Origin of the sequence: Paenibacillus marchantiophytorum (genome assembly GCF_014640555.1) — a bacterium.
GTDB lineage: Bacteria > Bacillota > Bacilli > Paenibacillales > NBRC-103111 > Paenibacillus_E > Paenibacillus_E marchantiophytorum.
Genome location: NZ_BMHE01000025.1, coordinates 1 through 21,829 on the forward strand (window position 1 = coordinate 1; position 21,829 = coordinate 21,829).

Here is a 21,829-nt window from a genome sequence, read left to right on the forward strand (position 1 = left end):
GGCAAAGCACAGATCAGCGTTCACTTGGCGGTTTGTTTTATTTGTTGTGCGATGAGGTTAGCACCATGGACTGGGTGGTCGCCTTGCAACAACTCGTTGATTTGATCAATGAAGTAGCCACACAGGTAAGTAAAAAGCTCTCAAAATTGATTAAAAGTCAACTCCAACAATGGATCGCCGGTTTGCCCAGTTATCTTAAGGCTTACTTGCCCATTTCAAGCTGCGAAGTTTGAGATTGTAATACCACACGGTTCCTTGGCTACGATAAGGACAAAGAAGGTGAACTCATCATTAACGAAGCGGAAGCCGAAATTGTGCGACGGATTTATGAGGAGTATTTAGAGGGTAAAAGTTATCAGTCGATAGCGAACGGCTTGATGAAGGATAAGATCCAAACCGTAACTGGGAATGTGAAATGGTGGGATTCGACCATTACGATCATATTAACCAATGAGAAGTACTATGGAGCCTTACTTCAGCAGAAAACCGTTACTGTGGATTTCCTTACCCATAAACGATTGAAAAATAAAGGGCAAGAACAGAAATACTTGATCGAGGATAACCATGAGCCGATTATCTCGAAAGAAATGTTCGAGACGGTTCAGAAAGAGAAGGAACGCCGCGCACACTTGAAGGGAAATATTATGGGGGATAGGAAGAAATATTCCAGCAAATATGCACTCAGTAGCAAAGTGTTCTGCGGATGCTGCGGAGCTAATTTCAAAAGACGGACATGGAACAGTAACAATGTATCGAAGAAAGTCGTTTGGCAATGCCGAACCTACGTGAATGAAGGTAAAGAAGCTTGTGATGCCAAAGCGGTTAATGAGCATGTGCTGCAGGATGCCTTTGTACGCGTATTCAATCGGATGTATGAAAATAAGGATGGTTTTATCAGAACGCTGAAGGCAAACATTGAAACGATATTGTCTAAGCGAGATGCTCAGGAGCCATTGTTGAAGATTGATGAGCAAATGGAACAATTGAAAGATGACCTCAAGGGATTGGTTAGCCTAAAATTACGTGATCAAATCGAAGAATCCGTATATGCAGTTGAAAATGCCAGAATATCTAAGGAACTGGATGAACTCCGGCAGGAAAAAGCCACAATTGAAAAGGATAACGACCACAAATCCCAAGTCACACAACGAGTAAACGAAATTATACAAGTCATGAACGCACGGCAGGATTTACTTGAACAATTTGACGATGACCTATTTAACGCGATGGTAGAGAAGATAACCATTCTCTCGCCAACGCGTTATTTATTTACCTTGAAGAGTGGGTTGGAGATCGCAGAGTTCGAGGAGTAAGCTCCAACCTAGTATGTAGAATTGAAATGATTTGACAGATGGCATGGGTCGATTCCATGCTGTTAGTCGTCAGAACTCCGATTGGTTATTTTTCAAATAAAGGTTCATTTCCCTGTTCATCCCCATGCCATCCTTAACCCCTTGCAGATAAAACCATTCCTTTTCAGCCGAATGCAGATACTGAACGCCATCTTCCCACTCCAACAGAATACCGTGAGCAGTACTATCCACTTGCTATTTCAAATCCGTAAGCAATTTCAATGATTTCTGGAATAATGGGGCAATATGTTCCTGTTGTTCAGCAGTGAGCGATAAATCATCAAACCTCTCGTGTAACCCCTTTAAAACCCATTCTGGCCAATCTTCCATAGTGCTATCCCCTTCCCATTGTTCGAGTGTGTGTATGATAACTCTGATGGGAAGGGATGGCAAGTTGTTTTGTAAACATATTTTTTGTGGGAATTTAATGGAAAATTTAAAGTTTGAATTATATACTAAGATGAGGGCAGTAGTGATTATTGGCTTTGAAAGAATGATTTTATTTAATGTTGAAGGGTAGGTCACTATGTTCAGGTTATTTCAAAGAAAAAAGTTAGAAGATAACGTAGAAAATAAACGGAATAACGAAATTTTATTAAATCTACCATCAGTAGCTGTGTATAAAGATTTCAAGACTTCACTGATATACATAATTCCTAGCGTAATCAATCCAATTGGTTGCAGGTCAACTAATTATAAATTTATTAAATTAGTACCTCCATACACAGATTCTGATGTTGGAAAAGTGATTAGAGAAGCTATTCAAATAAGTATTGCAGAACCATACTTACCTAAAGATGTGAAAGGGGATTTTTGGGTCGAGGCTGAAGGAGTAAAAAGTATGGTTTCTTTCATAAGGACGAAGTTGCTCATAAACGTAACCTATAATGTTAAAGAAAACAGCTATCAAATAAGCACTATGAAGAAGTACAAGACAACTGGCTATACTCATTCAAAGAATGACCCGGAGTATTTAGTCGATGTGTCTGTTAATGACCATGAGTTGGGTCATATTGTTTTGAATGGATTTAATGAATGTAAATGAATAATGGATTACCATGAAAGCACGATTTTATATAAAAGGGGGGTTGATGAATGAAGATAAGAGTTAATAAAAAGGAGCGCCAAGTAATAGTAGATGACTTTTTTCAAATTGGTGGAGCAATTGTTCCCAATAAAAATTGTGTTAAATGTGGTACTGCAATTATTTACTACGATAAGTATGATCATGAATTTTGTGCTTATTGTAATACATGGCTGAAAGCCCCATGCGGTGATGTAACTTGTATTTACTGTAGTAGTCGCCCTTCAAAACCTTTGGATGTAAGAACATTATTTGATAAGGAAAATAAAGATTAATGAAAGAGTAATTTTATTTTGAGAATTGGGGTGGATACTTTGAATCTACACTATGGCAACATTGTTCAAGAAATGCTCAAAGTAGTACCTTAACTAGAACAAACATATAAACTGAACTAAATGATTTGTGGAGAGATGATGCAGAAATTCCGCCTCACATAGCTTTTGGAGATATATTTAACCCATTTTCAATTAATCTTTTAGGCTATGGCAAAAGCGAAAAAGATACACAATTCGTATTGAACATATTTGGATTTATTGAACTAATGGCTAGATGTGATGATATTGATGTGAGGAATGTAGTATCAACAACAATAATGGCACGTATTGGTGATGATTTTAACATTTTGAAACAAGCATTGAACTACATTGGTAAAGAAACAAAAAGGCTTGCCCTTGAAATAGAGGGATTTTATGGAAGGGGTGATAACATTGAACTGCTTAAACAAAACATGGATTTCATTTGAACTGGATGGAGAGCACATAACAAAATAAGGTGTCAAATGACTAACGACATATGTGAGAGATGTATGAAATATTGTGGTAAGAGGAGAACATTATTGAATGAAATATTTAACGAAAGAATGGTACGAACTTTGTCAAAAAATGAGCTTTCATTTAGGTTTAGAGGAAGAAAAACAAGCGGAAACATTCTCAGAAGCATATTTTCACCAAATCTATAGTGATGAATTAAACAAATGGCTTCATTTTCAAGAAGAAGTGGCTTCCATGATGCAAGCGAACGGAACAAATGAGCCTTTCAATAAAGAGGAAGAAACGAAACATTTTCATGATTCGACCATTTTTAATCAAGAGCATTTAAGAGAGTCATTACCTGAAACTATTTTGAATCAGATAGCCGATCTAAGGGTTTTTGCCTTAAATAAAGCAACAAGTGATGTAATAAATGCTGTTGCTCAATTTTGTGAGGATAATAAAAGGTCTGTAGAGACAACAGGTGAAAATTGCAGAAAATATCATAAAAAAGCCTCAATATCATTGGATAGAGGAATTGTTGAGAATTTCAGTTTTCATGATTGCAAGATTACCAAATCAATTCTGAATGATCAATGTATAACATTACTTCTTGACACCTCTGGTGGTTTTACAGATATTGACGAAGTGATCTTTGAGAATGTTACGATAATTAAGCAAGATGATGGATTGGAAAACTCATGGTGGTTATATGAGGAAGTATATAAAGTGGATGACAGATATGAGTTTCACATGTTGCTTCAGAGTCAGGATTTGGGGTTAATTGACTTTATTGTCTCAGCTGAGCAAGTCTTTTTTAGAAGGTTTGGGTACGATGTTATTTAAATTAACTGGGGACATTAGCACAATAAAAGAGAAGTTTTATACGGGTGACTTGCTTGAATTATTTAGTTTCTATTGTTGATCATGGACTTGGTAAAATAAGGAAGTGCTTGAACCTTCGATTTGATGGGAATAGTTGACGAACAAGAAAAACGGTGATTTTTGAGCAATTTCATTAAACTTATAAGGGAGTAGAAAGGAATTCATATGACATTTTTCAGTTTAGGAGAAAAGAAAGCTAAAGAAATAATATTACTTCTCTTTATCATAGGGATCATACCTATCGCCTATTTATTGCATTATGTTTGGTAGCATTACTGCAACTGTGTATCCTCAACAAATTTCAGTGCCATCTCAATATGGAGGCTTCACTGGAGCAACCGAATCAAATGGTTTACTTGGTTTTTTTGTGGGAGTATTATCTTTTGTTATAGTAGTTGTTGTATGGAAATTACTTTGTGAGTTACTATTAATAATTTTTAGATGTTTAGAAGTATATATTAGTAAAAACTCAACTCATGAATAAGTCTTAAATGAATACAAGGTTTCATAAGGCATCATTTATATCCCTTTCACCGACTCCACACATGTGGAGTGCGGAAACATTGTAAGTTATATTTTGGTGACGAACTAGGGAAGAAAATCGTCATAAGAACTATAATGATGAGGCCATCAATCAAGATTTCAGCGGATTGCTACAGATTACAATCTAGGATAATATGTACCACAAACGGTGAATGTAAGGGGAAGACATTCAAAAAACATTCTAATAATAAATAATTTGAAATAAATTTTCGAATACTTCACCCCAGAATCTCCTCGTTTTTTTGTAGTCAAAGTGTAGCCAAAAGATTTAAATGGCGTTAAAATCAGCTAACATCAATTAACACGGACCGAGCCCCGTAACCCGCATGAAATAAGGCTCCGCGGCACTGAAAAATATAACTTAAAACCAACTAAAGAGGTCAGAACAGGAGTTCGACTCCCCTCGCCGGGTCGAACTCCTGTCCCAAAGGTCTGGTGTCCGTATCTATCTAATGTAGAGGGGGGGAGATTCGGTGACTTGATCATGCTAGACATGATCAGGTTGGTTGGAGAATGCCCTATCGACCCTATCATTGCCTAGGATGGCCATGTTTCATTAGATTGCCATTACAAGATGAGCCTATCGTGTGCTCGCCACATAATGATAGATGGGATCTCTCAACTCGAACTCGTACGTTAAACCATTGACAATTCCCACAACGTGATCGTTATCATACAAGTCAAGCAGGAAGCCAGCCATTTCCTTCGCGGTATGGAACCTCGGCACAGTCCCGTGGTATTCGAATTCAGAGACATCCAAAGAACGCTTTGCGAATTCTGTTTCTGTTGCAGCAGGTGCTAACACTTTAGCCTGCATAAGTGCACCTTGGCTGCTCAACTCATGAGAGAGTCCCTCCGTAAAAGCACTCACATAGAATTTAGTCGCGCAGTACGTAATGGCATTTCCCACAATCGTATAGCCGCCACCGGATGAAACGTTGATTAATTGAGTACCTTCTACATTGGAGTAATCACGAACGAAAAGAGAGGAAAGTATCGTCAACGATTCAATGTTCAGATGCAGCATGGCAGATATTTTATCTAAATCTTGCTGGGCCACTGAAGCAAAGTTGCCAAATCCCGCATTGTTGATCCAAGTTTCGATTTGGAACTCTTGTAGACCTTCATACAGCTTATAAGCATTCTCGGAAACGGATAAGTCAGTCGCTCGAATGACGACATCTACATCGGGGTAGACCCGTGTGATTTCAGACTTTAATTCCTCCAGCTGCTCCTTTCTGCGGGCTGCAATAATTAAGTTTTTGCCGCGAGCTGCAAAAGCTAGAGCGGTTTCATAACCTATACCTGAACTGGCGCCTGTAATTACCGTATATTTCATGTGACTTCCTCCCATTTACAACAAGAATGTATGGTGAACCAACAACGATTTAATCATACAGGTTAGAGTTTACTCTAAGTCAAATGTTTTTTATAATTATAGGGAACTCTTAAAACCAACATAGATTCGGGGGCTTGTATGTATACAATCAGCGATGTAGCCAAATTACTGGGGATAACCGCACATACACTGAGATATTATGAAAAGGAAGAGATTATTGCTCCGATACGTAATGCCAATGGAGAAAGAGTATATGATGACGCCAATCTTGCTTGGCTGCGATTTGTGATGAAGTTGAAACAAACCCAAATACCGATCTCACAAATCAGAGAATATGCACAGTTATATGTAGAAGGAGAGCACACGACCCAAGCCCGTTTGAGCTTACTCGAGAATCATAGAAACTCTGTTCAAAGTCAAATCAGAGACTTAACAGCTACTGAGAAGGTGCTGAAAGACAAAATTGCTGCCTATAAAAATTCTATCAATAATGGGATAGGTTATGATAAGATAACAAGAGAAAAATGGAGGTGATAAGCTTGGACAGACTTTATGATATGTTAAATTTTAACTCGGAGTTTGTAGAGAAGAAGGAATTCGAAAAATATAAAACATCAAGATTCAAAGATAGAAAGATGGTTGTTGTAACTTGTATGGACTCTAGGCTTACCGAACTTCTTCCCAAAGCATTAAATATTAAGGATGGAAATTCCAAAATCATTAAAGATGCTGGAGCGATTGTTTTGCATCCGTTTGGCAGCGTTATGCGAAGCGTTATTGTCGCTGTATATGAATTAAATGCGGATGAAGTGTTCGTGGTCGGACATCATGATTGTGGGATGAGCTGTATTGATCCTGTCCAAACCATTAATAAAATGAAGGATAACGGCATATCGTCCGATACGATCGAGACCCTCGAAAGTTCCGGAATTAATTTGCAACAGTGGCTGCACGGTTTCGATAGTGTTGAAGATTCCGTCAAAGGAAGCGTGGACACGGTCAAGAACCATCCTCTCCTGCCCAAAAACATTCCAGTTCATGGCCTTGTAATCGACCCAGAAACAGGAAAGTTGGATTTAATCGTTGACGGTTATAAACATAAGGAATCGTAGTTTATAAGCATACTTCCTTATGTTTTCATTTCCAAAACTGATTCATTAATTGCCTTCTTAGGGGTTGCCCTTAGAGGGCTTTTTGATTCTGACTCTCACCATTCCTCGTTGTGGGCTCGAAATAGAAAATAGTTTGCTCAGTAGAATTTTGCTCGTTGAAAAAGGCAGTGGGAAGTATTTATGATTAGATCATCTCATTGACTGTATCATGGGCGCATAAAGGCAGAGACTTTCTTGCTCTCAGTTTTTCTCACCGCTGTCATTCCAATTGGGGGCTGAACATGAAGAAAACGTTATTTAATCGGTTGCTGCTATCTTATATGCCGATTTTTATTATCGTGGTCACGTTTACATTTTTCGTGTTTTTTCAGGTGCTGAGCGAGCAAAGCCGCAAAGAGGCGCTTAATGCCAACAAAATGCTGTCCTTACAGGCGATGCGTCTGATTGACACCTCCCTGAAAGCGATTGACAACATGGTGATGATTGAAACAATTAACAATAAGGAATTAAGCGATTTTTTTAATAATGAAGCGAAAAATAACATGTACGTCAACATCAGCGCGGTAAAAAAAATGCTGGATATGATCTCCTCGTATCCCATGATTGATTCGATCTATTTGGTGCGCTTCGAAGACAATTATGTGCTTAGCAATGCAACAAGCGATCAACTTAGCAACTATAGGGATGAGCCGTTTATTATAAAGGCCATGGACCCGCTCGTATCCAAGCAATGGTCGGGCGTAAGAAACTTCGAGCAGTTCACGGTGAAAGGCGCAAAGCCTGTTGTCAGTCTTGTGCGGGGCGCGCCATTCATTACCGGCGAAAAAGGGCTGATCGTCATCAATGTGGCGACCGATTCTTTGCAGAACAGCATCGCCGACCTATACGATTCGAAGACAAGTTTTATCGGAATTCGGGACGCCGTGGGTCATGCGTTGTTTAGCGGCTCGAGCACGAATGAGCAGACAAAGATTTTCTCCAATTATGTCTCAAGCTATACCGGTTGGTCGTACCAAAGTGGACTTGTCAAAGGCAAAGTGTTCCATGTCATTTCCTCGCTGTACAACGTTTGGTTTATTATCGGAATCGCGATGATTGTTGTCGGATTGGCCTGGATGCTTTATGTCACCAGACGCAATACAAGGCCGCTGGAACAGATCGTGGCTCGTATCCGCGATTACCGTCTTCCGTTGTCCAAAGAGGCGGGAGATGAGTTTTCGTTCATCGAATCGGCCTTGTCCAATATTATTGAGCAATCAAATCAATATCAGCAAAAGCATGAAGAAGACAGGCATCTGCGGATGAGGTACTTATTCCACCAGCTCATCGAAGGCGACACGGGGTTAACCCATGACGAATGGAAGAAAGAAGCCAGCATTCTGCAGCTTCCGTACGCTTTTAACAGTCAAGCGGTGCTTGTAATCGAAATCGATAAATATGGCGACTTCTGCTGCCAATACACGCGCAGAGACCAGAATCTTCTTAAATTCGCGCTGCGCAGCGTCATTCAGGAGATGGCTCCGAAGTATGAGATCGTACTTTGGGCAGAGTGGACCTCGGCATTTCAGCTCAGCGTCATGGTGTTCGTCGATAGCGAGGATGAAGGCAAATCTTCCGTGATCCTCGAGCTTTTTGAGAACGTTCGTTTGTGGTCGCAGGATAACTTGAAGTTTACAGTAACGGTTGGCATCGGCGAGCAGGTCACAGAACTTTCCAGCGTTGCCCATTCGTACAAAGAGTCGCTTAGGGCGCTTAAATACAAAATTGTGCTTGGAGAGAACCGGCTCATTACAAGCGAACACATCACTAACCAAGGTCAAGTTGAGGTATTCTCGCATCTGAACGCAATCCGATCCATCATCCAGTCGTTTCGACTTCTTGAAGACGAATGGAGGACGAAGTATGACGAACTCTTTAATGAAATGAAACTGGGCTTGTTGACGAAAGATGAAATTACGAATTTAATGAATTATTTGATTTACTATTTGGGACGGGAAATGGCCGGTATGACGAAGGAATTTCAAGAGATCTGGACCACGGATGGTCTGCCGAAGCTAAGTAAAGTCATCGATGAATCCCATTCCCTCGAGCAAATGCGGGAAGAGTCTTCGACTTTGCTCAATAGCCTGTTCACGGGTTTGCAGGAAGCGCAGGACAGACGTCTGCATGGAGCTACGATACGCGACATGCGGAAATTCATCGAAGAAGAGTATGCGAATCCGAATATGTCGCTCGATTATCTGAGTTCGACCTTCAATATTAATGGCAAGTATGTAAGCAAACTGTTCAAGGAGGAAACCGGACAGAAATTCGTCGACTTCCTGATTGATATCCGTCTGCAGGTTGCGCAGCGCCTCCTTAAGGAAACGCAAGCCACTATACAAGAGATCGCTGAGAAGGTCGGTTATACAAGCGCGATCTCATTCAGCCGTGTGTTTAAGAAAGTGGTTGGCAGCTCGCCCAGCGAATTCCGCGAAGAAGCGGCGCGCAAGCAGCAGGGGTGAAATGGGTTCGTCTTCGCAGGCCAAAATCATTCAAGGAATGGATGGGAGCAAGCCGTAAGGTTCTTCATGGGAACCTTGCGGCTTTTTGATTATGCCGGAGGACAAAGGCATATACTTCTGGTTTTGCCCCTTTTGAAAAATGTTAAATTGTTGAAAATTGTTTATTGTAGCATTCAAATTTGCGGATTATACTGGCCTCACATCATAGCAGCATGTCAGCGCGGTTGGAAAGGCTGCCAAAACCAATGCGGCCAGGGAGGAGGGACGTAGAGAAGAGGCATGGTTTTAGGCAGTAATTCGAATAGAAAGAAGGGATGAATTTATGGTAGTAAGAGGATTATTTCATACAACCAGACGGCTTCGTTCTGTGATGATTGCACTCATCTGTCTCGCTTTACTTGTTCCCGCTTTTACAAATATATACGCAGACACGGCACCAACAGGCGGTGTTGCCTACTGGAAATTTGATGAAGGCAGCGGAACATCCGCAGCGGATTCATGGGGAACCAACACGGGCACTGTGAACGGAGCAACATGGACGACGGTTGGGAAAGTCGGAGCGGGATTAGTCTTTAATGGGAGCAGCAACTATGTCAATGTGGGTAAAACCGATATTGCCGGGGCCTGGACAGCGGCTATGTGGGTCAATCGAACGGATAACACAGCAGCCAGCTCATCGTTGATGAGTTCGGCCAACTATGCATTAAAGCTGGAGCAGTATAACCATACAAACAAGGTTGGATTTTCGAAATACGGTGTCGCTGATTATGCCTTTAATTATTCGGCTCCGACGGGAACATGGGTACATTTGACGTTTGTCGGGACCAGCACGGGTACTACACTGTACGTAAATGGCACATTGCAAGAGACGAATTCGGCCATAATCAGCTTGCCAATGGATAAAATCGGTGTTGAGAAAGGCGGCACGACAGGGTTCCTGAAAGGATCGCTCGATGATCTGCAAATTTATAACCGCGCTTTATCAGCAGCGGAAATTTTTGCGATTGCGAATCCTGGAGGCGGCAATGGGCAGCTTTCTCGCACAAGCCGGCTTTTCATTGAAAAGGGGCTGCAAGTACAGGCTTGGGTGGCGACAGATCCGAAGGCTGAGAACGGTACCCTGGACGATGTACAGATTTATAACCGGGCACTTACCTCATCAGAAATTCAGAATCTTGCAAGCGCTGGAACATCGCCTCAAACGGGTAGGGTCGCCAATTGGAATTTCAATGAAGGCAGCGGAACGAACGTAGGTGACAGCTGGGGAAACAATGCAGGAACTGTGGATTCTGCGGCTTGGACAGCTTCTGGGAAATCGGGAAGCGGGTTGTTATTGAACGGAAATAAGTTTGTTCATGTAGGAAAGCCGGATCTGTCAGGTGCCTGGACAGCAGCAATGTGGGTGAACCGCAAAAACAGTACGGATACCTACTCGGATTTACTAAACTCATCGGGGTCATCACTTCGACTTGAACAATGGAATGATACGAATAAGGTCGGGTTTACGAAGATCGGCGTTGCAGATTATACGTTTAATTACATCGTTCCGGAGGCTGCTTGGGTACATCTGACCTTTGTTGGAACGAATACGGGCACGTCGCTTTATGTAAATGGGGTATTCCAGGAGTCGAATGCGGCTGTCATCAATCTTCCCCTGAGCAAGATCGGCTCGACGAGCAGCCTAGCAGCCAGAAGGTTCCCCACAGCCCAAGAGTGGAGCGATATCCACTTCACGGCTCCGACTTATTATGAGGCGCCGATGTACAATCAAACATTCTACAATGCCCTGCCAAACTCACAATGGTCACTGGCCAAAGTGCCTTATGCCAATCAATTAAATGCAGGACCTCCGAGCAGCGATCATTTTTTGAGCCCGCAGCAAAGAGCGAATGTATCCAACCTGGTCAGTATGCAGTTCGGCGACGAAGAAGGCTACAGCACGCAAATGGTCCAATATTTAAAAGATTGGTTTGGATTAAGCCGCAATCTGTATCCCAATGTGCTTGTCCATAACAATCAAGGCACCCTGTGGAGTGAAACGCAGTACCGCAACTACATCCAGACGGCACAACCAGACTTGATTACGTATGACGATTATTACTTTTACGAAAGCGGATCGGATGTCAACATTACGTCCAGCATCACTCAAAAGACGGCTTTCCTCCGCAAAATGTCGCTGGAAGGCTATGACGGAACCGGTCAGCAGCCGATCGCTTTCGGCCAGTACTTGCTTGGTTACAAAACCGGGAGCAATCCATGGGCATCGGGGAACTACATTCCAACCGAATCCCAGTTGAATCTCGTTCCTTTCCTGACCCTAACCTTGGGCGGAAAATGGCTTAGTGTGTTTCGTTGGGAGTACGATCCTTCCGTGTTTTTATTCATTGACAGCCAAGGAAACCCAACACCTCAATATGCTCAATACGCTGAGATGGCAAGGCAAGCAAGGAATATCGGTCAGCACCTGATGCGTTTATCTAGTAGTGATGTTCAATTTGTTCCGGGACAGCACAAGTCCGGGAGCAGCAATGTCCTTAACTCGATGCCAAGTTATGTTTCTTCTTTTACGGCGAAGCCGGACTACTACATTCAAAACGCAAGCGCGGTAAATCTAGGTACGCAAAATGACGGGCTGCCAGGCGACGTAATCATAGGTTATTTTAAAAAGCTGCCTGGGGTGGATCCGTCAACCATGCCGACTTCAACGGCTAAATATTTCATGGTGCAGAACGGACTTGCGACAGGCAACGGCAAAGTGCAGTCTCAGCAGCATGGGTCATTGAACGAAACAAGCCAGAAAATTACGCTTACGTTCGATCTCGGCAGCCGCAATCCGAATACGTTAAAGCGAGTTAGTCGTACTACGGGAAATACGGAAGCTGTTACCTTGACTCCGGTATCAGGAACTGTGTATAAACTCGAAATCACACTCGGTGGAGGTATGGCTGATTTGTTCTACTGGGAGTAAATGTGCACGATCTCGACGCTCATTAGCACAGGCGCGGTGCCGTGATTGTGGCCGGCGAGGGGTTAGAAATGGGGAAAGCCGCAAGGTTCGTAATTGGACCTTGCGGCTTTTTGCCTTTTCTAACGGGTGAATTTGGTTTGGCGGTAGAAAATGGTTTGCAAAGAGCTTTTTCAGCACATGCGAAAACGGTTAAGTCCGCGATTCTTGTTTCTTGCGGCTATTGGTTGACGCAGTCTAATATGGAGATACGAACGAGTGATCAGTTCAGACGAAAGGAGAAGGAGCATATGTCAAGCATGCACAAGGAATTGGGAGCGCCCGTTCCTTCTGGGCAAAACAAGCCCTATCAGGCGGCTTCGGCCGGCAGCAAATCATCCTTACAATTAATTAGGAAAAAGATGAAGCGTCACTGGCAGTTATATCTGGTCATATTTCTACCGATGCTGTATTTGGTTATTTTCAAATATATCCCTATGGCAGGTGTCGTCATTGCGTTCAAAGACTACAACGTCATCAAAGGCATTTGGGGAAGCCCTTGGGTAGGCTTGGACTATTTTAAACAGTTTTTCGAATCGCCGAATTTCTGGCTGTATATGAAGAACACGTTGGGCATCAGTGTGTATGGTTTGCTTGTTGGATTTCCAGCTCCAATCCTGTTGGCCTTGGCATTGAATGAAATACGCAACGGTTTCTTCAAAAGCAGTGTGCAATTGATTACTTACGCGCCTTACTTTATATCAACCGTTATCATGGTTTCTATTCTTATCGTAACCTTGTCACCTAACGTTGGAATCATTAGCAAGTTTATGCACATGCTCGGCGTAGAAAATACGAATTTCATGGGAATTCCCAGCTTGTTCAAATCGATTTATGTCTGGTCGGATGTATGGCAATATACAGGTTACGGGGCTATTATTTACATTGCTGCTTTGGCAGGGGTTAACCCTGAACTGTATGAATCGGCCAAAGTGGATGGTGCGTCCCGGTTGCAGAAAATTTTCAGTATTGATATTCCGAGTCTTATCCCGGTGTCTATCATTCTGCTCATATTGAATATGGGGAATATTATGAAGATCGGCTTCGAGAAGGTCTATCTGATGCAAAACCCCCTAAACGTCAGCACGTCAGAGGTCATTTCGACCTATGTGTACAAGGTTGGCTTGCTCAGCTCCAACTTCAGCTTTTCTGCTTCCATTGGGTTATTCAACTCCATAATCAACCTGATGCTTCTCGTGGGTGTCAACTACTTGGCCAAGAAGTTATCCAATTCGAGTTTGTGGTAGGGAGGTTCATCCATGTTAAAGGCGTCAAGGATTCGGGAATCGCAAGGCGACCGATTGTTTCTAGTAGGTATCTACATCTTTTTGAGCTTAGTGTTGATTATCGTCCTATTTCCACTCATTTTCATCATCTCTTCATCGTTTAGCTCGCCGCAAGCCGTCGTATCTGGCAAGGTGTGGCTGTTTCCTGTAGACGTTACGCTCGAAGGCTATAAAGCGGTGTTCCGCAACCCGCAAATCGTGTCCGGTTACTTGAATTCGCTTTTTTACGCGGTAGCCGGTACAGCCGTCAACGTCGTTTTGACCGTTATGCTCGCCTATCCGATCGCCAGAAAAACGTTCTTCGGCCGCAATGCCATCATGGTGCTTCTGGTCATTACGATGATGTTCGACGGTGGGCTTATCCCTTTCTATCTCGTTGTGAAAAGCCTGCACATCCTCGACACGCGTTGGGCGATGATTATACCGGGAGCGATGGCGGTGTTTCAAGTGATTATTGCTCGCACCTTTTTTCAGACTTCGATTCCCGATGAGATCGCGGAGGCAGCCGAACTCGATGGCTGCAGCGATCTACGATTCATTACGAGCATCGTCATTCCTCTCTCTAAGCCGATTCTGGCAGTATTGACGCTAATGTATGCGGTCGGCCATTGGAACGCCTATTTCGATGCTTTGATTTTCCTGAAATCACCGAATTTGTTCCCGCTCCAGATCGTGCTGCGCAACATTCTTATTCTGAACACAATAGATCCGACCATGGTCTCCAAGGTGGATCAGATGTTGGCTCAGCAAGGTTTGAAGGACTTGCTCAAGTATTCGCTAATCGTCGTTGCGAGCGCACCCGTCCTGATCATTTATCCATTCGTGCAAAAGTATTTTGTGAAAGGCGTTATGATTGGTTCTTTGAAAGGTTAACGCATGGGAGGTACCTCACGCCCAATGATAAAGGAGGTGGTGCAGCCGCGTTGCAGCTTAGATCAGCTAGGAATACCTTCTAACGTATAGATGACATGGTTTTATAAAATGGGAGGCGTCGACAAGATGAAAAAGTGGAAAAAATCGTACACAGGCACATTGGGAGCTGCCCTCTGTTTCTCGCTCGTTTTGAGCGCATGCAGCACGGATTCAGGTAAACCTGCAGACAACACACCTTCAGGCAGCGCACCGGTAGCAAGCGACGTATTTACACCTGTTGGGCAATTTCCGATAGTCAATAAGCCTATGACGATCAAAATGTTTGCACCGCAGCTCGCCGTGCTCGAGAATATGGAGACCAATTCCTTTACGAAATACCTCCAGGACAAGACCAATATTCAAATTAAATGGGATCTCGTACCTGATAAAGCTCTTAACGACCGCAAACAGCTCATGCTGGCAAGCGGCGATTATCCCGAAGTTATTTTGCAAGGGAGCTTAACCAAAGAAGAGCAGATGAAGTACGGTAAACAAGGCGTGTTTATTCCGCTGAACGATTTAATTGATAAGTATATGCCTAACTTCAAGAAAGCTATGGCTGAACTACCTTACTTGAAAAGTTCCATTACGACGCCAGACGGCAACATTTATGCGCTTCCGCAAGTAAACGAGTGCTATCACTGCAACTATGCCCAGAAAATGTGGATTAACCAGTCTTGGTTGGATAAGCTTGGGCTGAAAATGCCAACAACGACGGACGAGTTTTACGAAGTGCTGAAAGCTTTTAAAGAAAAAGATCCGAACGGCAATGGTAAAAAAGACGAAATTCCGCTTACCGGCTCCGATGATATGTGGGCAGGGAACGTCGCCTCCTTCTTGATGAATGCCTTCATCATCGACGACCAAGTGGACAAAGACAGCGGAACTTTCCTCCAGTTAAAAGACGGCAAGGTGGCGCTAGCAGCCAACAAAGCAGAATGGAAGCAGGGATTGCTGTACCTGAATAAGCTCTATAAGGAAGGTCTGATCGATCCAGCGTCCTTCACACAAAACTCCGATGCGATTCAGCAGCTCGGCAACCGCCAGGACGCAAACGTGATGGGAAGCATCACCACTGCTCTGATTAGTTACGCGCATTCCCCGGACGAGAAGCACCCGCGTCACAAAGAGTATGTCACCGTACCTCCGCTCAAAGGACCGAACGGCGTGCAGCAAGCCGGATATTTTGCAGGAGTGGGCAGCTCGCAAATGGCCATTACGAACAAAGCGACGAAAGAACAGCAAATTGCTGCGATCCGCATGGCCGACTACTTGTACACGGAAGAAGCCATTGTGCTTGAAGAACGCGGTCTGGAAGGCAAAGGATGGCGCAAAGCGAAGGACGGCGAGATGGATATGAACGGCAAGCAAGCGAAATATGCGATTATTCCTGATGTTGAAACCAAAACGACCTATAACGACCGTTGGGATCAGCTCGGCCCGTCGCTCCGCACGTTCCAATATCGCGATTCTTGGGCAGCTCTGCAAAATCCGCTTGCCGATGGCGCATATGAGGTTCGTCTGAAGCGTGAATCGGCCAAATATGAACCGTTCCAATCGAAGCAGAATTATCCATCCAGCGTGTTCATCGCATTGGAAGACGCGCAAGTTGCGGCTCAACTGAAAACGTCAATCCGCGATTACGTCAAGTCCAACATGGCGCAGTTTATAACGGGAAGCAAAGATATCGAGAAAGATTGGGATAGCTATGTAAAAGGGTTCGATGGCCTGCAGCTCGGCAAATATATTGAAATCTATCAAAAGGCGGTTGCCAAATAGCAAATGGGACAAGAAAGGTCGGATCATATGGATTTTATTGGAAAGTTAACCCCCACAACCCGACAGCTTGCATTTCAAAGTTGGGAATTCGGATTGTTCCTTCATTTTGGACTGCGTACCTTCTATGAAGGATACGTCGATTTTGATGAGAGGCGCATGCATCCGGATGCTTTTAACCCTGAACTCTTGGAATGTGAACAGTGGATCCGAACGGCCAAAGAAGCCGGAATGAACTATGCCGTATTAACGGCGAAGCACCATGACGGTTTTTCCAATTGGCCTTCTCGTTACAGTCAATTTAGTGTGGCCGCTTCTCCGTGGAAGGAAGGGAAAGGGGATGTCATTCGCGAATTTGTGGATGCTTGCCATAAATATGATGTGAAACCAGGCTTATACTATTCCCCGTATGATGGTTCAGCCGATTTTTACACACAGGATGCGAAGGCTTACGACGATTATTTCGTCAATCAAATAACCGAACTGCTCACGCAGTATGGAGAGATTGACATCCTTTGGTTTGACGGTTGCGGCTCTGAAGGGCATTCGTATGATTGGAACCGGATTATCGGTGAAATTCGCCGCATGCAGCCTCATATTTTAATTTTCAACATGGGAGATCCGGATTTTCGGTGGGTTGGAAATGAGGACGGGATTGCGCCTGTTCCGTGCTGGAACGTTGTGGATTCAACGGAATTTTCAATTTTGACGGAGAAGAAAGAGCAGTTGGGCGATCGCCTATGGCTGCCTGCGGAATGCGACGTCCAGATGCGGGGGAATTGGTTTTATAGCGATAGCGATGAACATACCCTGAAAAGTGTGGAAGAGCTGATGGGCATTTATGATCATTCCGTTGGCAGGGGCGCAAATTTGCTTCTCAATATCGGGCCGGATCGCAACGGCTTGCTTCCAGAGCTGGATGTGGAGCGACTTCAGGAATTCGGTTCGGAAATTCGCAGGCATTTGGGAAGCCCATTCGCCACACTTGCGCAATGTGAAAGAAGAGGGAATTCCTGGGTATATGAGACCGAGGTGCCCCAGTTGCTCGACCAAATCGTCATCCAAGAGGATCTGACTGCCGGCGAAAATGTAAGAAGCTTCAAAATTAGCATCGTTACCCAAAAGACAAGGCGACCTGTGGCCATTCATCAGGGACAGCATATCGGACATAAGGCAATTATTCGTGTCCCTGCCATTAGAGTTCGGGGCATTATCGTTGAAATCACGGAAAGTGATCAAGAGGCGGTCCTGCAAGGACTAAGCTTCCATCATGTTGGTTACAGGAGTTAGTCAGCCCGGAAAGACGTACAGCAGCTTGCAAAGTGTGAATACAGAGCATGGCGGGATAACCGCCGTTGCTCTGTATTTTTTATGCCATCAAATCCACTTAGAAACCACACTGTATGATACAAACCGTCTGCGCAGTGAAACAGATCGGAGCGCATAAGGCAGCGAAGATGCCGCATGCGGCCTGGCAATTTTTTCCAATCTGAACACTTGCAAAACGTGTCAGGATAGCGAGTTGGAGGGAACTACAGTACGCTATAATTCTGAAAACCACGATATTCTACGCCAGAGGGAACTAGGATCCGCTATTCCACCATTTCTTGGATGGAATCAGCAGGTTCCGCTTAAATAGAGGATCTCAGTTCCCTTTCACGCTGCGTTTACCCGAGTTCCCGCCATATAGGGGATCATAGTTCCTTTTCATACGACGCTCTCTGTCAATGCAAAGCCCAAAGGGAACCAGGATCCGCTAGAATGTTGAAAACCGTTATGAAAATGCTCATCTATTAGGATGGCAATGCCGCTTTTTTTAGTAATAAGCTTCAAAATTAATAGATGAGCTGTTAATTAGCAGTTGCTCTTACAATTTAAGGTTTTAACTAGTCTCGAACGCTTCCGGTACAGGTTTTCTATGAAAAGCTTTAATATCTTGAAGCGGAGGGAGCCCGAAGAGCCGGCGGTACTCCCGGCTGAATTGAGCAGGGCTCTCGTATCCAACTTCTAGCGCGGCGGCCGTTGCGTTCGCAGAGCCGTTCAGCATTAGGCGTCTCGCTTCCTGGAGTCGGAGCTGCTTCTGATATTGCAGGGGAGCCATAACGTCGGTAATCGGCATGACAGCACTGGCCTTCGGATTCGTTCAAGCCGCGTCTGTCGGATGGAAAGTGCCGGTAGTATGGGGCTCTATTGCTCTCGGATGTGTCTCACTAGCGTCTTTCGTAAGCCACAGAACCGATTACGCCTCTTCGCTTGTTCGCCAGCCGAACGCGATCTGGAGCCTACTTAGGTAGGCTGTTGCTCTTGTGTGGAAATTATCCGATCTTTTTCTTCGTTCCGCAATTTCTGCAAAACGTCCTTCATTTCGATTCTTTGGAAGCGGGACTCGCGATTATGCCGTTCACGGTCGTTCAGTTCGGGATGATGTATGCCATGCCTTCGCTCGTAACCCGATTCGGGAACGCTAAAGTACTGATCGCCGGATTGGTAATCGCGATCGCCGGAACAAGCTGGCTGAGCTTCATTTCAGCCGATTCGAGCTTTTTCGTTCATTTATTTTTCCCGTTGATTATTATGGGGTGCGGTGCAGGGATGATCTTCCAGCCATTCACGACGCTGGGGTTGTCCGGCGTGAAGGACAAGGATGCAGGAGCGGCGTCGGGGCTCGTCAACGTCGCTCATCAGACCGGTGCGTCGCTCGGGCTCGCGGTTCTTATTGCCGTTTTCGAGGCGGCGAACCGGTCGGCGGTTCCTTCGGGTACGTCTTTTGCCCATGCGATCTCCGTTTCGCTTGTGGGTTCAGCCGTTTTCCTGACGGCTTCTCTCCTGGCGGTCTTGATCTTGCTGCTGCCGGCCGACAAGGCGCAGCGCCCCGTCGCAGCTGAAACAAGGAACGCGTCCTGAAGCGTGAATGATGCATATGGAATATAAGGTACACATTGGATATAATAGATATGACCATTAGGTACCAGAAATTATTCTCTGTTTAATAGATCCAGAGAATTCACATAACTAAGAAGCGAGAATTTCCAGGGAACCCCATCAAGGTATGATACAATCGAGTGACCTATCATTCCAGGAAGAGGCGTATTGATGCAAACACACTCACAATCGGGCAAAACCGTTCAGCATAATGTTCCTACTTCCACCGCCTCCGGTTTATTGAATACGTATGAAAGCGTATCAGCAGGGCGCTTGCCTGGCTCTGCCCTTCAGCGTGCGACGCAGCACCCACAAGCGATGAGCACGGCACAGATCATGCATCTTCAGCGCACAATCGGCAACCACTCGGTCGCCGAGCTGTTTAAACAGAATTCGGCTGCAACCAAGCCTGACGAGAAGCGTGCTGAACCGGTTGCGGCTCCCGTCACAATTCAAGCAGCGCCTACGGCCACCCAAGCCGATATTCAGCGCAAGGTGTATATTAAAAAGACGCTATTCAGCGGCTACAGAAACAAAACCAAATCAGGCCGCGGCAGCGAAGGCGCAGGCGAGCGGAACGTGAAAACGATGATGGGGGATGACAAGTCGCGTTATTTTAACAGCAAGGATGAGATGTCACAATATGCTGCAAATACCACTGAGAAAATCGGTCACGTCGAGAAGACGAATACCTGGATTCGTATTCCTGATGAGTTGACGGTTATCGGGGAAAAGCATACGGCCACCACACTGCAAGATGTTGTCAAAGCTGTGGGAACTGATAAGTTCATGTATGAAGGATATACAGAACATCCTGCTGAAGCTGCCGACAATCAGGAGCTACAAGCGACCATGCGTCAGAGTGATGCAGTCAGCAATGCGAAGTTTGGTGGCATTGGCTCCAGCCCTGGGGCTAAATCGCATTATGCTGAAAGCTTTTATCCCAAAATCATCAGAGGCTTGCAAGGTATTAACGTCAGACACGATTATCAGATAATAGGGTCGGAAGCGGAAAGGAAATTATTGAGGATGGCCATCCGATTTGCCGCAAGTGCGAATGAAGATTCGGGCCTCTATCGGGCGTACACCGCCCAGGAAGAGTTATGGAATAATACTGCAACTAGCCTTGAAGGCGATACTATGTCAGCTGCACCTTTGACTGAGGCGATGCAGACTGCTCGCAGCAGCGCACTGTTTACTACGTTCGTGCAGGAATTGACGAGTTATGCCACGGCGAAGATTCAGGAGGAGCAAGCGCATGCATCTGCAGCCGACAAAAAGGCATTTGCCGATAATTGGCATGTTGCCAAGGTGGATTATGACGTGGAGGGGTCAGAAATCATGAAGGCGGAGAAAGCCCGTGATTTCTCCATGTTCCAGCATATTAAGAAAGCTAAGAGTGACGGTTATCTGTTGTACGGACTCGGTGATCTGCATCTGCAGCGGATAAAAAAACTGCTGGATGCCGAAGGCATCAAGTCGGAGAATATGAACACATTCATCAGCAATCAGGCGGCTAATCACCCGCAGACCTGATTGCTTCCGATGTGGATGCCCGAACAGCGACAGGTCCAAGACGAGGCTTTCTCGTCTTGGACCTGTCGCTGTTTCTTTGCAAGCTCGCGTGTATTGGTATTTAAACGCTTAATGAGCGCGTCATGCTTGCTTTACTTAATTCGTTTGATTCAACAAGCCAGATTTCTGTCTTTTATGATAATAAACATAGGAACCTGCGATTATAATATAACCAATTAGAAAACTAAATCCAGCCGAAAAGCCGTCCACAGCGATGGTTGAGTACGTCGCGCCTGTCAAATCAAAGAGTAAACCGGCATATGCCCATTCTTTGATTCGTGGAAAGCCAGGGATAAGGATTGCTATGACCCCTAATATCTTGGCGATTCCAAGAAAGGGAAGAAGGTAATCGGGATAACCCAAGTGTTCGAAAAGTTTAACCGCATCTGTTACTTTTAGCGTATCAGTAACCGCACCCACGCCCATAAACAACACAACTAGCACAGTAAAAATCCAGTAAGGAATTATAATTTTTTTCATTGCATTTCATCCTCCTTAAGTTACATCAACCATTTTTTTCAGTGCCATTTGATTACACATTCCTGCAGGATTACTGCCTAACACTCTTCACTTCCTTCTTTTGTAATTCCTGCGAAATAACCATGATTGTGTCTAATCTGTTCTGTTTTGAATATACCTTTATAGGCATATTCCTGTCAAGGAATATTTAGTTTTTTGCTCCCATCGTTAGAAGGCGAAAGCTCAAGCCGATCCAGGCTGGGGCTTTTTTCTTCTAGCCGTACCGTAGGTGCCCAACTTACAGGCATTTCGCTTTTCTATCGCATA

The 21,829-nt window shown here is 44.4% G+C and carries 19 protein-coding genes and 2 pseudogenes; 16 read left to right on the forward strand and 5 right to left on the reverse strand.

What is annotated here, in order from left to right; translation table 11 throughout:
- Together IEY34_RS21250 and IEY34_RS21255 are read left to right on the forward strand one after the other, a co-directional pair.
- Positions 1-233, forward strand: a pseudogene (locus IEY34_RS21250) (IS4 family transposase); the annotation flags it as partial.
- 57 nt (positions 234-290) lie between these two features.
- A complete protein-coding gene (locus tag IEY34_RS21255) occupies positions 291-1,313 on the forward strand; it encodes a recombinase family protein (protein WP_373291302.1) in 1,023 nt (340 codons plus the stop codon).
- A 69-nt stretch (positions 1,314-1,382) separates the two neighbouring features.
- On the opposite strand, the gene IEY34_RS21260 is transcribed toward IEY34_RS21255, so the two are convergent.
- The gene (locus tag IEY34_RS21260) at positions 1,383-1,544 is read right to left on the reverse strand and encodes a hypothetical protein (RefSeq protein ID WP_189014921.1); all 162 of its coding nucleotides are present in this window, start codon (positions 1,542-1,544) and stop codon (positions 1,383-1,385) included.
- A gap of 3 nt (positions 1,545-1,547) precedes the next feature.
- Positions 1,548-1,682, reverse strand: coding sequence for a hypothetical protein (locus IEY34_RS37350; protein ID WP_268240152.1), 135 nt, complete (start codon positions 1,680-1,682; stop codon positions 1,548-1,550).
- A gap of 196 nt (positions 1,683-1,878) precedes the next feature.
- Here IEY34_RS37350 and IEY34_RS21265 point away from each other — a divergent pair, with 196 nt between their 5' ends.
- The 4 genes from IEY34_RS21265 (at position 1,879) to IEY34_RS21280 (ending at position 4,031) form a co-directional block, all read left to right on the forward strand.
- Positions 1,879-2,397 (forward strand): hypothetical protein, encoded by a 519-nt coding sequence (locus IEY34_RS21265; RefSeq protein WP_189014922.1) that lies wholly within the window; start codon positions 1,879-1,881, stop codon positions 2,395-2,397.
- Between the two features lie 50 nt (positions 2,398-2,447).
- Positions 2,448-2,711: a hypothetical protein gene (locus IEY34_RS21270; RefSeq protein ID WP_189014923.1), complete on the forward strand. Its 264-nt coding sequence runs from the start codon at positions 2,448-2,450 to the stop codon at positions 2,709-2,711.
- 125 nt (positions 2,712-2,836) lie between these two features.
- Entirely contained in the window at positions 2,837-3,178 is a 342-nt protein-coding gene (locus tag IEY34_RS21275) for a DUF7674 family protein (RefSeq protein WP_189014924.1), read from the forward strand.
- Between the two features lie 97 nt (positions 3,179-3,275).
- Positions 3,276-4,031: a DUF4085 family protein gene (locus IEY34_RS21280; protein WP_189014925.1), complete on the forward strand. Its 756-nt coding sequence runs from the start codon at positions 3,276-3,278 to the stop codon at positions 4,029-4,031.
- Between the two features lie 1,162 nt (positions 4,032-5,193).
- Here IEY34_RS21280 and IEY34_RS21285 read toward each other — a convergent pair.
- Complete coding sequence (locus tag IEY34_RS21285) at positions 5,194-5,952, reverse strand: SDR family NAD(P)-dependent oxidoreductase (RefSeq protein ID WP_189014926.1); 759 nt, start codon at positions 5,950-5,952, stop codon at positions 5,194-5,196.
- Positions 5,953-6,090: 138 nt separating this feature from the next.
- Between IEY34_RS21285 and IEY34_RS21290 the strand changes: the two genes are divergently transcribed.
- The 8 genes from IEY34_RS21290 (at position 6,091) to IEY34_RS21325 (ending at position 17,836) form a co-directional block, all read left to right on the forward strand.
- Positions 6,091-6,486, forward strand: coding sequence for a MerR family transcriptional regulator (locus IEY34_RS21290; protein ID WP_189014927.1), 396 nt, complete (start codon positions 6,091-6,093; stop codon positions 6,484-6,486).
- Positions 6,487-6,491: 5 nt separating this feature from the next.
- Positions 6,492-7,064, forward strand: a complete 573-nt coding sequence (locus tag IEY34_RS21295) for a beta-class carbonic anhydrase (RefSeq protein WP_189014928.1) — start codon at positions 6,492-6,494, stop codon at positions 7,062-7,064.
- Positions 7,065-7,345: 281 nt separating this feature from the next.
- On the forward strand, positions 7,346-9,568 hold the full coding sequence (locus IEY34_RS21300) for a helix-turn-helix domain-containing protein (protein WP_189014929.1): 2,223 nt from the start codon (positions 7,346-7,348) through the stop codon (positions 9,566-9,568).
- A gap of 322 nt (positions 9,569-9,890) precedes the next feature.
- On the forward strand, positions 9,891-12,536 hold the full coding sequence (locus IEY34_RS21305) for a LamG domain-containing protein (protein WP_189014930.1): 2,646 nt from the start codon (positions 9,891-9,893) through the stop codon (positions 12,534-12,536).
- Between the two features lie 287 nt (positions 12,537-12,823).
- A complete protein-coding gene (locus tag IEY34_RS21310) occupies positions 12,824-13,819 on the forward strand; it encodes an ABC transporter permease (RefSeq protein WP_373291303.1) in 996 nt (331 codons plus the stop codon).
- 12 nt (positions 13,820-13,831) lie between these two features.
- Positions 13,832-14,731, forward strand: coding sequence for a carbohydrate ABC transporter permease (locus tag IEY34_RS21315; protein ID WP_189014931.1), 900 nt, complete (start codon positions 13,832-13,834; stop codon positions 14,729-14,731).
- A gap of 126 nt (positions 14,732-14,857) precedes the next feature.
- Positions 14,858-16,549: an ABC transporter substrate-binding protein gene (locus IEY34_RS21320; RefSeq protein ID WP_229757762.1), complete on the forward strand. Its 1,692-nt coding sequence runs from the start codon at positions 14,858-14,860 to the stop codon at positions 16,547-16,549.
- Between the two features lie 3 nt (positions 16,550-16,552).
- Positions 16,553-17,836, forward strand: a complete 1,284-nt coding sequence (locus tag IEY34_RS21325; protein WP_229757763.1) for an alpha-L-fucosidase — start codon at positions 16,553-16,555, stop codon at positions 17,834-17,836.
- 592 nt (positions 17,837-18,428) lie between these two features.
- Here IEY34_RS21325 and IEY34_RS21330 read toward each other — a convergent pair.
- Positions 18,429-18,647: pseudogene (locus IEY34_RS21330) on the reverse strand (helix-turn-helix domain-containing protein); the annotation flags it as partial.
- 203 nt (positions 18,648-18,850) lie between these two features.
- Here IEY34_RS21330 and IEY34_RS21335 point away from each other — a divergent pair.
- Positions 18,851-19,450, forward strand: coding sequence for an MFS transporter (locus IEY34_RS21335; protein WP_229757764.1), 600 nt, complete (start codon positions 18,851-18,853; stop codon positions 19,448-19,450).
- 189 nt (positions 19,451-19,639) lie between these two features.
- A complete protein-coding gene (locus tag IEY34_RS21340) occupies positions 19,640-21,004 on the forward strand; it encodes a hypothetical protein (RefSeq protein WP_189014933.1) in 1,365 nt (454 codons plus the stop codon).
- A gap of 135 nt (positions 21,005-21,139) precedes the next feature.
- On the opposite strand, the gene IEY34_RS21345 is transcribed toward IEY34_RS21340, so the two are convergent.
- Positions 21,140-21,523, reverse strand: a complete 384-nt coding sequence (locus IEY34_RS21345; protein ID WP_189014934.1) for a DoxX family protein — start codon at positions 21,521-21,523, stop codon at positions 21,140-21,142.
- Positions 21,524-21,829 lie beyond the last annotated feature (306 nt).